This window comes from Pseudomonadota bacterium, from assembly GCA_022361155.1.
Lineage (GTDB): Bacteria > Myxococcota_A > Polyangia > Polyangiales > JAKSBK01 > JAKSBK01.
The window spans coordinates 1-13,618 of record JAKSBK010000254.1; the positions used below are offsets into that span (position 1 = coordinate 1).

A 13,618-nucleotide genomic window follows, 5' to 3' on the forward strand; every position below is an offset into this window, starting at 1 on the left:
CGTATTTGCATCCGGAGCACAAGCTCGAAGGGGCCGCCCAGGATTTTCACCGCGTCGAGATCTGGATCGACGTCGCAGTGGGCGCCATCACGTTCACCGGCTCGGTTGTGGCCTGGGCCAAGCTGCGCGGCACGATCGGAGGCAAGCCACTTCTCATGCCCGGACGACACGTGCTCAACCTGTTGGTGGCGCTGGGATCGATCGGTTTGGTCTTTCCCTTTCTGCAGCTTCCGGTCGAGCAGGGTCTCAACTACCTTTTGATCATGACGGGCCTGACCCTGTTCCTGGGCTGGCACCTGGTCATGGCCATCGGCGGCGCAGACATGCCGGTCGCTGTTTCGCTGCTCAACAGCTATTCCGGCTGGGCCGCCTCTGCAGCGGGCTTTACCCTGTCCAACGATCTACTGATCGTGACCGGCGCGCTAGTAGGCTCGAGCGGCGCCATTCTCTCTATCATCATGTGCCGCGCCATGAACCGTTCGATCATGAACGTCGTGTTTGGTGGCTTTGGCACGCAGGAGGGGGCCGTACCCGCCGCGGGCGGCGAGGATCAGGGGGAGATCCAAGAGACCTCGGCCGATGGGCTGGCCGAAGAGCTCAAGGCGGCCAAGCAGGTGATCGTGGTGCCGGGCTACGGTATGGCCGTCGCACGTGCCCAGCACGGGGTCTACGATCTGTGTCAGAAGCTCAAAAAAAGGGGCTGCACGGTGCTCTTCGCCATCCACCCGGTCGCCGGCCGGTTGCCAGGTCACATGAACGTGCTGCTGGCCGAGGCGGGAGTGCCCTACGACATCGTGCAGGAGATGGAGGAGATCAATCCGGTGTTCGACCGTACCGACGTGGTCTTGGTCATTGGAGCCAACGACATCGTCAACCCGGGGGCGCTGGACGACACCTCGAGCGCCATCTACGGCATGCCGGTGCTCGAAGCCTGGCACGCCAAACGCGTCGTCGTCTTCAAACGCAGCATGGCCGCAGGTTACGCCGGTGTCGAAAACCCGTTGTTCTTCCTCGACAACACGCGCATGCTCTTCGGCGACGCCAAGAAGAGTGTGGACAGCCTGGTCAGCCAAGTAAGCTAGATGTCATCGGCGGAAGTCATAAACCATTTCGCCGGTTCTGAACGCCGCACGGCGCCGTCCGCGCTCCTCGAATATGCTCTGCATGTCCTTCGTCGCGCGAACGCGCCGGGCAATGCCCGGCCCTCAGCGATCCGGCTCATTCCTCCCGCCGAGGACATCTAGGAGGGGGCCGCTAGCCGTGTACCTGGCTGCCGCCCTAGCCATCGTCGCGACGATGCTGTTGGCCCTGGTGCGGGCAGCCCAGGGGCCCACCGTGTTCGATCGGATCTTGGCGGCCAACATGATCGGAACCAAGACCGTGTTGCTGATCGCCGTAGCCGGCTTTCTAACCGGCCGTCCCGACTTCCTCGACCTTGCCTTGGTCTATGCCCTCATCAACTTCATCGGCGTGGTAGCTGTCTGCAAGTTCACGCGCTTCCGCAACCTGGCCGACGATCGCACCAGAAGCTCCGCTGAAGCCAACCCGGCCGTCTCGACTCGCAGCGGGGAAGCCTGAGGACCCCGGGTCCCAAGGGAGTCGATTCACGCCCTAGAGTCCATGCAAATCCCACTCGAGGCCATCCTATTCTGCTTTCTGATCACGACTGCCTTTCTGGTCGCTCGACTGCATCACCTGTTCGCGGCGGCGATGCTCACCGGCATCTTCAGCTTGCTGTCAGCCGGGCTGTTCACCCTCATGGACGCGGTAGACGTAGCGTTTACCGAAGCGGCGGTCGGGGCTGGCATCTCGACCGTCTTGATGCTCGGCACGCTCGCCCTGACCTCGGACCATGAGAAGCACCAGTCGCCGAGAATCGTCCCGATCCTGACCGTCGGCGTGACCGGCGCAGCGCTGCTGCTGGGGACACTGGACATGCCCCGCTACGGCGATCCAGCCGCCCCGATTCACCACCATGTGGCTCCCGAGTACATCCGCGGAACGCGCGAGATCTTTCATATTCCCAACGTGGTGACCGCCGTGCTGGCCAGCTACCGCGGTTACGACACCCTGGGCGAAACGACCGTCGTCTTTACAGCGGCGGTGGGAATCACGTTGCTGTTGCGGCGGCGAGGCAAGCCCGGCAAGGCGAATTCGCCATGAGCGACCAGCCAACCGACCCGCACTCGATGCGCATGCACGAGAATGCAATTCTGAGAGTCGTTTCCAAGCCGCTCATCATACTCATCCTGCTGTTTGCGCTCTACGTGCAGTTCCACGGCGATTTTGGGCCCGGTGGAGGCTTTCAGGCCGGGGTCATCTTCGCTGCTGCCATCATTCTGTATGGACTCATCTTCGGCCTCGAAGAATGCCGCAAGGTGGTGCCGGCCGCCTTGGTCGAGGTCGGCTGTGCGCTCGGAGTCCTGCTCTATGCCGGCGTTGGCATCGTATCGCTGCTGCTCGGTGCCAATTACCTCGACTACGGCGCCCTGAGCGCCCACGATCCCTCCCACGGCCAGCACCTGGGGATCCTGCTGGTTGAAGCCGGCGTTGGGATCACCGTGACCTCCGCCATGACCATGATCTTCTACATGTTCGCTGGAAGGGCAGGATGACCATGAGTCCCGTCACGGCCGCTTCCCTGACGTCGCTTCCCCTCGGCCTGTGGAACTACTGGTTGGTGGTAGTGCTCATGATGTTGGGCCTGTATATTGTCATGGCCCGCACCAACCTCGTGAAAAAGGTCATGGGTCTGAATATCTTTCAGGTTTCCGTGATCATGTTCTACGTTTCGATCGGCAAGGTCCAGGGCGGAACCGCACCGATTCTCACCGAAGGCGATCCCTCCGAGCCTTCGAGCGCGGTCTATTCAAACCCGCTGCCTCACGTATTGATGCTGACGGCGATCGTGGTTGGCGTCGCAACCATGTCGCTTGCGCTCTCGTTGGTGGTGCGCATTCGCGAAGAGTACGGCACCGTCGAAGAGGACGAGATCCTGGCCAAGGATCAGAGCCCACAGTGACCCAACACTTTCCGGCGATCCAGGTCGTCTTGCCCCTCGTGTCGGCACCGCTTTGTCTTCTGCTTCGAAACGTGCACCTGGTACATACTTTCGCCGTAGGGGTTGCCTGGGGCTGCCTCTTCGTATCCGGTTCCTTGCTCAAGGAGGTGCTAACTAGCGGTGTAATCAAATACGAATTGGGAGGCTGGGCGGCGCCTTGGGGTATCGAGTACCGGGTCGATATCGCCAACGCCTATGTGCTGGTCATTGTATCGACGATCGCCGCGGTCGTGCTTCCGTTTGGGCGCGGCGCGCGCGACGTCACCCGAGTCCGGGGCCAGGAGTACCTGTTTTATTCGGCCTTTCTGCTGTGCCTGACCGGCTTGCTGGGCATCACCATTACCGGTGATGCCTTCAACGTCTTCGTCTTCCTCGAAATTTCGTCGCTGTCCGCCTACACACTGGTCGCCATGGGGCAAGGCAGGCGCGCTCTGATCGCGGCCTACGCGTATCTGGTGCTCGGCACCATAGGAGGCACATTCCTGCTGATTGGGATCGGTTTCATGTACGAGATGACGGGTACTCTTAACATGGAGGACCTGACGGCGCGGCTGCCACCGGTGATGGGAACGCGTACGATCATGGTTTCCTTTGCCTTCATCGTGATTGGAACGAGCATCAAGCTCGCCGTGTTTCCGCTCCACCAGTGGCTGCCCAACGCGTACACCTACGCCCCCGGCATGGTCTCGGCCTTTCTGTCGGCAACGGCGACCAAGGTTTCCTACTACGTCCTGGTTCGCGTGCTGTTCACGCTCTTCGGCGTGGCATTCGTGTTCGATACGCTCCATCTGCACTATCTTCTCGTGCCCTTCTCGCTGGCAGCGATGTTCGTTGGATCACTCGCGGCGATTCACCAGGACGACATCAAGCGCCTATTGGCGTACTCGAGCGTGGCACAAATAGGTTACATGACACTGGGGCTAAGCACGGGAACGGTGGCCGGTCTAACAGGAGGCCTCGTTCATCTGTTCAACCACGCGCTCATGAAGGGCGGCCTTTTCCTGGTAGTCGCCTGCGTGGGCTTCAAAGTGGGCTGCAATCGGATCGATAGCTACGCCGGACTTGGCCGGCGCATGCCCCTGACGATGGCAGCCTTCGTCGTAGGGGGCCTATCGCTGATCGGCGTGCCGGCCACCGTGGGGTTCGTAAGCAAGTGGTACCTCATCGCCGCGGTGCTGGAGCAAGGCTGGTATCTGGTAGCATTCTTGGTTTTGCTCAGCTCGCTGCTTGCCGTCGTCTACGTGTGGCGCATCGTAGAGATTGCCTACCTGAAACCTCCGCCTGAAGGCCGCGAGATCCAGGAGGCGCCCTTGTCCATGCTGCTGCCCACCTGGGCCCTCATCGGCGCCACGATCTACTTTGGATTCGCCACCGATCTGACGGTGGGCGTGGCCAGGGCAGCCGCGGAACAACTCTTCGGGCACGGGCCATGACCCCGGAGGCTGCCATCGCGGCTGCGATGCTCCTTCCGGTGGTCGCTGCAGCCCTTGTGGTGCTCACCGGCCGCAGCCGGAACGTGCGGGATACGGGGGCGGCGCTGGTGTCGACCCTGACCTTCGCGTGTGTGTCCACGCTGGTGCCCGAAGTGGCCGCCGGCGCGACGCCTCGACTCGAGGTCATGCAGGTGCTGCCAGGGATCCAGCTGGCCTTCGAAGTAGAGCCTCTCGGCATGTTGTACGCGCTGGTTGCGTCCGGACTGTGGGTGCTCACGCACATCTACGCGGTCGGCTACATGCGCGGCCACCACGAGGAGAACCAGACGCGCTTCTTCACGTTCTTCTGCCTCGCCATTTCGGCAGCCCTGGGCATCGCATTCGCAGCCAACCTGTTCACGCTCTTCTTGTTCTACGAGGCCCTGACCTTTTCCACGTTCCCGTTGGTGGCGCATCACGGCAGCGATCGGGCCAAGAAGGCCGGCCGGGTCTATCTCGGCATCCTGGTTTCGACTTCGGTCGGGTTTTTGCTGCTGGCTATCGTGTGGACGTACGTTGCCGCCGGCACCATGGAGTTCGCCCTCGGTGGGATTCTGGAGCACAAGCTCAGCGATGCCGACGCGGGGCTTGTGCTCGCGCTGTATGCCTTTGGCACAGGCAAGGCCGCGCTGATGCCCTTCCACCGCTGGCTGCCCAACGCCATGGTTGCTCCCACGCCTGTCTCAGCGCTCCTGCACGCCGTGGCGGTTGTCAAAGCGGGCGTGTTCACCGTGCTGAAGGTTACCGTGTACGTCTTTGGCCTCGATTACTTGCACCGGACGGGACTGTCCTTGTGGCTCATGTATGCCGCTTCGGCGACCCTGCTGATAGCCGCCGTCATCGCCATCGGTCGCGATAACCTGAAGGAGCGGCTGGCCTACTCCACCATCAGTCATCTCTCCTACATCGTGCTGGGGGCAGCGCTAGCTACTCCGGCAGGAGCTGTGGGGGGAGGCCTGCACATCGCCATGCATGCGGTGGCGAAGATCACCCTGTTTTTCTGCGCCGGAGCGATCATGGTCGCCTCCCACAAGACGCAGGTCAGCGAGCTCGACGGAATCGGCCGCCAGATGCCCATCACCATGAGCGCCTTTTTGCTGGGCTCGTTGAGCCTGATCGGCCTGCCGCCCTTTGGCGGCGCCTGGAGCAAGTGGTTTCTGGCCCTGGGAGCCGCTCAGAGCCATCACATCGTCTTTGTCGGCGTGCTGATGTTGAGCTCACTGCTCGGAATCGGCTATCTGCTGCCCGTCGCCGCGAAGGCATTCTTCCGCGCTCCCAAGGCAACGCCGGGCCATCCCGAGTCAGACGCCAAGGAAGCACCCGTATTGTGCCTGCTGCCCCTTTCCATCACGGCCGTGGGATCGCTGCTGATCTTCTTCTTCGCGGACAGCATTCACGCTCTGCTCGCGCCGATCGTAAGGAGCCCTGGCTGACCATGACGCCCACTCAGCCGGACGACACGTCGCAGGAACCGAAACGCGCAGACCAGCGGCGTCACGTATTCGACAATCCGGAAAACGTGAAGAAGCTCCGGCGTGTGTTGTACGCCGCCTGCGCGCTGGTGGTGCTTTCGGATCCCTTCCTCCGGCAACACGCAGAGCATCCGAGCGAGGTTTTCGCCCACGCGCAACATCCCTGGGAATGGGTCTTCGCCTTCTACGCCGCTTACGGTTTCGCCGCCTACGTATTGATCGTTCTGGGCGCCAAGGTTTTGCGAAGAGCGGTCATGCGAGACGAACGCTACTATGGGCCCGCGGAAGAATAACTCATCCATTTCGCCGGTTCTGACCGCCGCTGGCTATGTTGCTCCCCCTCGAAGTATCCCCAATACTCCTCGCCGGCGCGCCTCGCCAGCGGCGCCCGGTCCTCACCGAAACACGCGAGTTGTTCTTCCGCGGGCCCTATGACGCCTGAGCTGCCACCGTTTCTCATTCTCGTTGCGGGCGCGCTCGTGGCGCCGCTTGTGCGTGGCCGGCTTCAGAGCGCCTTCCTGCTCGCACTGCCGGCCCTGAGCCTCGTGAACCTGCTCGGGCTACAGACCGGATCCGAGTGGACGATCGGGGTCGCCGGGCTCGACCTGTGCATCTACCGCATCGACCGGCTCAACCTGCTGTTCGGCTACCTCTTTCACTTGGGCGCAGTCGTCGCCATCCTCTACTCCCTGCACGTCAAGGACGACCTGCAGCACGCCTCGGGCCTGATCTATGCAGGCAGCGGGATGGGCGCGATCTTTGCCGGCGACCTGCTGACGCTGTTCTTGTTCTGGGAGCTGCTGGCCGTCTCTTCCGTGTTTCTCATCTGGGCACGCCGAACCGACCGGGCGTACCGTGCGGGGTTGCGCTACCTGGTCATCCAGGTTGCCTCGGGGGTCACGCTGCTTGCAGGGGTCGTCCTGCGCTTCGATCCGCAAAGCCCGAGCGACTCCCTTGCCCTCGACCAGTTCTTGACCGCGGGCATGCATCCTCACGCCGTGGTCGACGACCTCGGCGGCGCGCTGATCCTCGGTGCCGTGGGGCTCAAGTGCGCGTTTCCGCTGCTTCACAACTGGATCCCCGACGCGTACCCCGAAGCCACTCCGACGGGTACGTTGTGGATGAGCTCGTTCACGACCAAGGTCGCCGTCTACGCCCTAGCACGCCTGTTTCCTGGATGCGAGCTGCTCGCGGTCGGTGAAGGCGTCAAGGCCCTGATCTACGTGGGGGCCGTCATGACGATGTTTCCCATCTTCTATGCGGTGATCGAGAACGATCTGCGCAGGGTGCTGGGCTACAGCATGATCAACCAGATCGGCTTCATGGTCGTCGGTGTCGGCCTGGGCAGCGAGCTAGCCATCAACGGTGCGGTCGCGCACGCCTTCAACGACGTGTTCTTCAAAGGCCTGCTCTTCATGTCCATGGGCGCCATCCTGCACCGGACTGGAGAAATCCGCGCGTCGGAGTTGGGAGCGCTCTACAAGTCCATGCCCGCAACGACCGTCTTTTGCCTGATCGGAGCGGCATCGATCTCGGCCTTTCCGCTTTTCAGCGGCTTCGTCAGCAAGACGATGGTCATGGCGGCGGCACTGGATGAAGGCCATCCATGGCTGTGGCTCGTGCTGCTGTTTGCTTCGGCCGGCGTGCTGCACCACGCAGGCATCAAGATCCCGTACTGGGGATTCTTCGCCCACGATCACGGTCTGCGCTGCAAGGAGGCGCCCCTCAACATGCTGATCGCGATGGGGCTCGCCTCCGTGCTGTGTGTGGCGGCCGGGTGTTTCCCCCACCAGACGCTCTACACCCTTTTGCCTTACGAGGCGCACTACGACCCCTATACCGTGTCCCATGTCGTGAGCCAGCTGCAGCTCGTGTTGTTCGCCGTGCTTGCGTTCGCTTGGATGGAGCTGCGCGGGTTGGAGGCGCCCGAGCTCCGCTCCACCAACCTCGACTTCGACTGGGTTTACCGGCGAGTCGCCGCCGTCCCCTTGCTCTTGGCAGGCCGCATCACGGCGGGGCTGATCGAAGTGGCCCGCGAGGGCGTGTTCGATGCCAGCCGCTACTACGCTCGTCACCTGGACGCGCATTACGGGCCGCGCGGTCTGCTGGGCGAACCCTGGCATACGGGTGCCTCGGCCTTCTGGACCGCCGCGCTGCTGGGGGTCTACTTGCTCTTTTCGTACTGGTAAGGACGGACCCGTACGGGTCCAACCAAGCGCCGAGCTGCAGCTCGGAGGAGTCTGTGCCGGCCGATACGGCCGCTACACTAAAGCGAGGCGCGGTACAGACTCAACAGATCGTCGCGACTGCAGGGACGCGGGTTGTCTCTGTGGCATGCATCTTCAAAGGCCAGGTCTGCGAGACGCTCCAAATCACTGGTTTGCACTCCGACTGCCGCCAACCCGTCGGGCAAACCGGCCTGGCGGCGTAGGGAACGAATCGCATCTGCGCATTGGGCCGCAAGACTGACCTCGTCGCCACCGTTGACGCCCAACAGATTGCCTATGTGGGCCAGCTTGGCAGCTGCCGCCTCGCGGTTGAAGTCCAAAACGGAGGGCAAACACAGCGCGTTGGCCAGTCCGTGGTGCAACCCGTGCTCTGCAGACAAGGGGTGAGCCAACGAGTGACACGCGCCTAGGCCCTTCTGGAACGCGACCGCACCCATCATCGACGCCTTGAGCATGGCAGCGCGCGCTTGCAGGTCGCCACCGTTTTGCAGCACACGGGGAAGATTCGCGACGATCAGTCGGATCGACTCGCAGGCGATAGCGTCAGCCATGGGATGATCCATGCAGCAGCAATACGCTTCGATGGCGTGGGTCAACGCGTCGAAGCCGGTCGCGGCGGTCAATCGTGCCGGCACGCTGCGCGTCAGGGCTGGGTCGAGCAGGGCCACGTTGGGCAACAGCATCGGCGCGAAAAAGACGGTCTTCTTGTTGTTGGCCTTGAGCGTCGCCACGGCCGCGCGCCCCACCTCGCTTCCTGTGCCCGCCGTGGTCGGGATCGCGATCATGGGAGGCACGGGATCCACGATGAGCGCGCCGCCGCCCACGGCATCGTCGTATTGCGCCAAGGGAGGTGCATGAGCAACCAACAGACGGACGAGCTTGCCCACGTCGAGCACGCTACCTCCCCCCACTGCCAGCACCAGGCCGGCGCCGCTCTGTTTGTAGGCCTCCGTAGCTGCAGACACCTCGTCCTCGACCGGATTGCTGCTGATGTCATCGAAGAGCGAGCTGGCGACGCCCGCCTGCGCCAGTCCCCGATGCAGGTCGCTCAGCACTCCAGCCTCGTTCACGCCCCGGTCGGTCACGATCAGCACGCTGTCCACTCCCAGCGAACGTGCCTCGTCGCCGACCCGCAGGGCCGCTCCAACACCGCAAACCACCCGCGTGGGGAAATTCCAGATCACGCACATGGCGTCACCACTGTAGCCGAGCCGACCACGGATACAAGCCCTCCCGCATGACCCGCAACGAAGTTCGGGGCCGTCGTACCCATCCTCGTTCAAGCTCCAGGATACCCGCCATCCAGACGCTTCAAGGTCTGCGCAAAGCCACAGCGCCTGCAGGTCAAGATGACGTAGGGCCGCCCGGTGGGGTGCGCACGCTCGTTGATCAGCGAGCCTTCGGCGCCGCAGCGCGGGCAGTCGTAGACACCTGGACGGTAACGCGGGTATCGCCTTTCTGAGCTCACGCTCGCATGGTATCGCTTGCACGGCCACGCTGCCCAGCGCATTGATCGGGGCCGAACACCGCCCATGGCGCTCGCCGACGTACACGCCCATCTGACCCACAGCGCGCTGCACGAGCAGCTGCCGCAAGTGGTCGCCCGCGCGCACGCAGCGGGGCTGTCCAGCGTCGTCAGCAACGGGCTGAATCCAGCCGATAACGAAGCCACGCTCGAGCTGGCCAAGGAGCACGCGCTGGTCAAGCCGGCACTGGGATTCTATCCGGTTGACGTCGTGCTGTCGGACATGCGAGCCCACGACGTCGACTACCCTCGACAGGACACGGAGTTCAGCGCCGAGCAGGGCGTTAGCTGGCTCGAGCAGCACGCACACGAAGCGTTCGCCATCGGCGAGATTGGCCTCGATGGCTATTGGGTTCCGGAGTTTCTCTGGCCCAAGCAGGAAGACGTGTTCCGGACCCTGGTGCGGCTGGCCATAGGCCACCATAAGGCCGTGATCATCCATTCGCGCAAGCGCGAACGCCGTGCCTTTGAGATCCTGCAGGAACAAGGTGCGCAGCGCGTGAACTGGCACTGCTTTGGCGGCAAGGTGAAGCTCGCGCGCGCGATCGCACACGAGCCTGGCCAGTACTTCTCGATTCCAGCCACTGCGCGCCGCTCCCAGAGCTTCACGCGCATGCTCCAGACCCTGCCCCGAGAGCGCTTGCTGCTCGAAACCGACTGTCCCTATCTAGGCCCGGAGCGGGGCGTTGCCAACGAACCAGGCAACGTACGCGGCACGCTGCGCTATGCTGCCGAGCTGTGGGGCGTTAACGAATCGGAAGCGGAACGCCAGTTCGCCGCCAACTTCGAGGCGCTGTTTGGCGTGCAGCCTTAGGGCCCGCGAAAGAACAAGCTCATCGCTCCATTGTGGTGCTCAAGCCTCCGCTCGAGCAAACCGCCTCTGGTTTGCTGCTTCATACTTCGCACAACTCCTCGTCTTGTTCCGCGGTTAAGACACCAGCTACAGCTACAACAGCACGCCAGCAGCAAGGTAACCCACCGCCGCCGCGCTACCCGCGGCCAGTGCGTACGGCAACTGCGTCACCACATGATCCATATGGTCGGTGCCGGCAGCCATGGACGAGATGATCGTGGTGTCGGAGATCGGCGAACAGTGATCGCCAAAGACTCCGCCACTCAAGGCAGCGCCCACGTACAGCGCGAGGCCGCCGTCGTCTGTCATGCGGGCCAGCGGTACCACGAGTGGAATCATGATCGCGAAGGTTCCCCAGGAAGTCCCGGTCGAAAAGGCCACGAAAGCGGACAGCAAAAACACCAGCATCGGCAGCAAGGCGCTGGCCACATTACCCTGAACGAGCGACGCCACGTACCTGCCGGTGCCGAGATCCCGGGTGACTTGACCGATCGCAAAGGCGAGGACCATCAGCGCGGCCAGAGGGACCAGCTTGCCGACCCCGCGGAACGCAACCTCGGTTAGCTCCGTGAGCGTTGCGTCGCGCGCGACCAAATGGACCACGACCGACACGCCAATGCCCGTGAGCACGGCCCACAAGACCGAGGTGGACCCAGAGCCGCGCATGATCTGGCCTTCGCCCGTGATCCACAGCCCGATGGGCATCATCAGCACCATGGCAAACAGGGGCAGGACGAAACCCCGGGCGGCGCCGTTCTTTTCTTGGGAACCGCCCTGCTCTTGGGAACCGCCCTGCTCTTGGGAACCGCCCTGCAGCTGTAAAGCCGGCTCGGCCGCACCCGGTTCGGTTGCGCGGCTGCGTGCCTCCGCCCTGCGCATCGGACCGAAGTCGCGACCGTTGAGCGCGCTGTACAGGGCCAGCAGGATGGCGCACATCGGGTAAAACGCGAAGGCGACACTCGCAACGAGCGCAGAAACAGGATCGGCGACTTGCTCGGCCGCGAGCAACGTGACTATGTAGGCGCCCCACGCGTTGAGGGGAATGAGCAGGCAGATGGGGGCAGCCGTTGCATCGCACAGGTACGCGAGCTTCTCCCTCGAAAGCTGCATGCGATCGAACACGGGCCGGCATACCGAGCCGTTGACCAGCGCGGTCATGGAAGATTCGACGAAAATGCACGTGCCGAGCAGCCAGGACAGCAGCATGGCCCGCCGGCGCGTGGTGACCCGTCCGCGCGTGGTGACCCAGCCGACAAAGCCCTGCACTGCACCGAAGTGCTCGGGAAGCGCGATCAGGGCACCCACCAGCGCGCTGAAGAGCACGACACGCGTGTTGCCCGCATCGGCGAACACGTGTACGCAGGCCTCGATGGCCGCCCCCAAGCCGGCAACGGGGTCACCCGAGGCCAGCAGTGCACAGCCGAGCCAGATGCCGACGAACAGCGATAGGTAGACCTGCCGGCTCGCGATCGCGAGGCCGATGGCTGCCACGGGTGGAACGAGCGAGAGCCAACCCACGCCCGCACGGTAGGCGCTTGCCGCTCAGCGAGCTACAAAAAAGCCACGAGCTAACAATGTCGGGTGAAGCAGGCTGTCCTGGTAGCTTGCTCCAGGGACGTGGCGATGGGTCGCGTAAGCTGCTCGATCCGCGATGCGTCGCTGCGAGGGAGCTCCTCCCAAGCGAAGTTGCTTGCCTCGCTGCACCCTGACCATAGGGAGTAACCCCAGCCCCTGCCCCCAGGCCGCCACATGTCCACGTACACGTGCCTGCCCTCGCAGTCGAGATGGTCCGCGTGTTTGTCCAGCGCAGGCGAGAAGCGCGCCTGTGCGACCACCTTGCCCCCGTGTGCCGCGGGCAGCTCCAGGGACAACGACTCCGCGATCGTCTCGTAGACCAGCTGCTGCTCGCTGCTCTGGAGCTCGAGACCTACGTCCTTGAACGATATGACGTCGTACGGCAGGTTGCCGTGCACTACGACCTCGAAAGGCGAGTAGCTGGCCTCTTTCTGCGACGGCGGCGGCGGCTGGCTCGCTGTCCGCTCTGAGCGCGCGCAGGAGGACGCTGCGATAGTCAGGCAAACGGCAACACAACAGGCAATGGAACACAGTCGCATGGCAGGCGTGTCTCGGTCGCTGGGCGCCTCGGAGCGTTGTGCACACTAGCTCCAATTCTGCACAACGCAAGCAGCGCGCTCCCGGCGCCCGGCCCAAGGCGTCGCGACCCCCCACAGCGGGGTCCTACTGGTTTTCGACAGCGCCGGCTTCGATCCAGACGCGAATGTCGTCGAGCTCGGCCTGCGACAGCATGCCTTGTCCTGTCAGCGGGTTGAGCGGCATGGGGGCGCCGGCAATGCTGGGGTCTCCGGTCAACTTGAGCCACAAGTAGCTCCGGGCGGGCAACCCGGGCTCGACCAGATTGAGCCCGGGCACCTGATTGGATGCCATTCGGAGACGCGCATAGACCTGACCGCCGGCACCGCTTTGCTTCAGCACCAATCCGGCTTGTGGATCGGTGCCCGAGTGGCAGCCTCCACAGTTGAATTCCAGGATTCTCCTGATCCGATGCTGCCAGGTTACGCCCGACCCGAGCAGATTCAGACTGTCGGGGTTGAGCGAGTAGGAGCAACCCGCATAGTCGATGGCAGACGCCAAGTTCGGCTTCTGACCGCTTGGATCCATGCCCTCGACAAAGCAGAACAAGGCCAGCATCTCGGCCACCGAAAGCGGCTGGTTCGCGAGAGGCATGCGACTGCCGGGCACCTGCTCGCCCTCCATGGTGCCGCGCAGACGCGCGATCAAGTAGCTTCGCTCGGGAGCGCCCGGCACCAGCAACGCCACCGGTTGGCCGACCCGGGCGCCGTAGACGCCGTTGCGGTTCAAGTCGCCCTGGACCACACCGGCCGAAAGCAGCTCCTGCACGTCGTCGTCCTGATAGGGACGCACTTGACCGAACACGTGCGTTCCCCCGTCGAGCACCCACCAGCGCGTGCGGAAGCTGAAGTAGACG

General features: G+C 63.4%; 15 protein-coding genes. 10 read left to right on the forward strand and 5 right to left on the reverse strand.

The annotated features are described in order from the left end of the window. The 9 genes from MJD61_09370 to MJD61_09410 all read left to right on the forward strand — a co-directional run. A partial coding sequence (locus MJD61_09370; protein ID MCG8555479.1) for an NAD(P)(+) transhydrogenase (Re/Si-specific) subunit beta occupies positions 1–1,082 on the forward strand: 1,082 nt, incomplete at its 5' end. A gap of 178 nt (positions 1,083–1,260) precedes the next feature. Further along, the gene (locus MJD61_09375) at positions 1,261–1,578 is read left to right on the forward strand and encodes a monovalent cation/H+ antiporter complex subunit F (GenBank protein MCG8555480.1); all 318 of its coding nucleotides are present in this window, start codon (positions 1,261–1,263) and stop codon (positions 1,576–1,578) included. Positions 1,579–1,620: 42 nt separating this feature from the next. Further along, on the forward strand, positions 1,621–2,163 hold the full coding sequence (locus tag MJD61_09380; GenBank protein ID MCG8555481.1) for a DUF4040 domain-containing protein: 543 nt from the start codon (positions 1,621–1,623) through the stop codon (positions 2,161–2,163). Positions 2,164–2,195: 32 nt separating this feature from the next. Beyond that, positions 2,196–2,615: a Na(+)/H(+) antiporter subunit B gene (locus tag MJD61_09385; GenBank protein ID MCG8555482.1), complete on the forward strand. Its 420-nt coding sequence runs from the start codon at positions 2,196–2,198 to the stop codon at positions 2,613–2,615. A 2-nt stretch (positions 2,616–2,617) separates the two neighbouring features. Next, positions 2,618–3,022 carry a cation:proton antiporter subunit C gene (locus MJD61_09390; GenBank protein ID MCG8555483.1) on the forward strand — a complete coding sequence of 135 codons (405 nt, stop codon included), beginning with the start codon at positions 2,618–2,620 and terminating at the stop codon, positions 3,020–3,022. Then, positions 3,019–4,494: a monovalent cation/H+ antiporter subunit D family protein gene (locus MJD61_09395; protein MCG8555484.1), complete on the forward strand. Its 1,476-nt coding sequence runs from the start codon at positions 3,019–3,021 to the stop codon at positions 4,492–4,494. The genes MJD61_09390 and MJD61_09395 overlap by 4 nt, the downstream gene beginning before the upstream one ends. Beyond that, positions 4,491–5,966, forward strand: a complete 1,476-nt coding sequence (locus MJD61_09400; protein ID MCG8555485.1) for a monovalent cation/H+ antiporter subunit D family protein — start codon at positions 4,491–4,493, stop codon at positions 5,964–5,966. Before MJD61_09395 ends, MJD61_09400 begins: the two co-directional genes overlap by 4 nt. A 2-nt stretch (positions 5,967–5,968) precedes the next feature. Then, on the forward strand, positions 5,969–6,298 hold the full coding sequence (locus tag MJD61_09405) for a hypothetical protein (GenBank protein MCG8555486.1): 330 nt from the start codon (positions 5,969–5,971) through the stop codon (positions 6,296–6,298). 138 nt (positions 6,299–6,436) lie between these two features. After that, entirely contained in the window at positions 6,437–8,194 is a 1,758-nt protein-coding gene (locus MJD61_09410; GenBank protein MCG8555487.1) for a Na(+)/H(+) antiporter subunit D, read from the forward strand. Positions 8,195–8,271: 77 nt separating this feature from the next. Here the strand turns inward: MJD61_09410 and MJD61_09415 are convergent, their stop codons facing one another. Further along, positions 8,272–9,423, reverse strand: coding sequence for an iron-containing alcohol dehydrogenase (locus MJD61_09415; GenBank protein ID MCG8555488.1), 1,152 nt, complete (start codon positions 9,421–9,423; stop codon positions 8,272–8,274). Between the two features lie 89 nt (positions 9,424–9,512). Next, positions 9,513–9,701 (reverse strand): hypothetical protein, encoded by a 189-nt coding sequence (locus MJD61_09420; GenBank protein ID MCG8555489.1) that lies wholly within the window; start codon positions 9,699–9,701, stop codon positions 9,513–9,515. A gap of 64 nt (positions 9,702–9,765) precedes the next feature. Here MJD61_09420 and MJD61_09425 point away from each other — a divergent pair, with 64 nt between their 5' ends. Further along, positions 9,766–10,572, forward strand: a complete 807-nt coding sequence (locus MJD61_09425) for a TatD family hydrolase (protein MCG8555490.1) — start codon at positions 9,766–9,768, stop codon at positions 10,570–10,572. Between the two features lie 132 nt (positions 10,573–10,704). On the opposite strand, the gene MJD61_09430 is transcribed toward MJD61_09425, so the two are convergent. The 3 genes from MJD61_09430 to MJD61_09440 all read right to left on the reverse strand — a co-directional run. Then, complete coding sequence (locus MJD61_09430) at positions 10,705–12,102, reverse strand: sodium:solute symporter (protein ID MCG8555491.1); 1,398 nt, start codon at positions 12,100–12,102, stop codon at positions 10,705–10,707. A gap of 77 nt (positions 12,103–12,179) precedes the next feature. Then, positions 12,180–12,584 (reverse strand): hypothetical protein, encoded by a 405-nt coding sequence (locus MJD61_09435; GenBank protein ID MCG8555492.1) that lies wholly within the window; start codon positions 12,582–12,584, stop codon positions 12,180–12,182. A 265-nt stretch (positions 12,585–12,849) separates the two neighbouring features. After that, on the reverse strand, positions 12,850–13,618 hold a 769-nt coding region (locus MJD61_09440; protein MCG8555493.1), incomplete at its 5' end, for a hypothetical protein.

Excerpts from the sequence above, each read along its gene's own strand:
- MJD61_09380 (MCG8555481.1), top strand. The coding sequence starts at position 1,621 with ATGCAAATCCCACTCGAGGCCATCCTATTCTGCTTTCTGATCACGACT.
- MJD61_09385 (MCG8555482.1), top strand. The coding sequence starts at position 2,196 with ATGCACGAGAATGCAATTCTGAGAGTCGTTTCCAAGCCGCTCATCATA.
- MJD61_09390 (MCG8555483.1), top strand. The coding sequence starts at position 2,618 with ATGAGTCCCGTCACGGCCGCTTCCCTGACGTCGCTTCCCCTCGGCCTG.
- MJD61_09400 (MCG8555485.1), top strand. The coding sequence starts at position 4,491 with ATGACCCCGGAGGCTGCCATCGCGGCTGCGATGCTCCTTCCGGTGGTC.
- MJD61_09405 (MCG8555486.1), top strand. The coding sequence starts at position 5,969 with ATGACGCCCACTCAGCCGGACGACACGTCGCAGGAACCGAAACGCGCA.
- MJD61_09410 (MCG8555487.1), top strand. The coding sequence starts at position 6,437 with ATGACGCCTGAGCTGCCACCGTTTCTCATTCTCGTTGCGGGCGCGCTC.
- MJD61_09415 (MCG8555488.1), bottom strand. The coding sequence starts at position 9,423 with ATGTGCGTGATCTGGAATTTCCCCACGCGGGTGGTTTGCGGTGTTGGA.
- MJD61_09425 (MCG8555490.1), top strand. The coding sequence starts at position 9,766 with ATGGCGCTCGCCGACGTACACGCCCATCTGACCCACAGCGCGCTGCAC.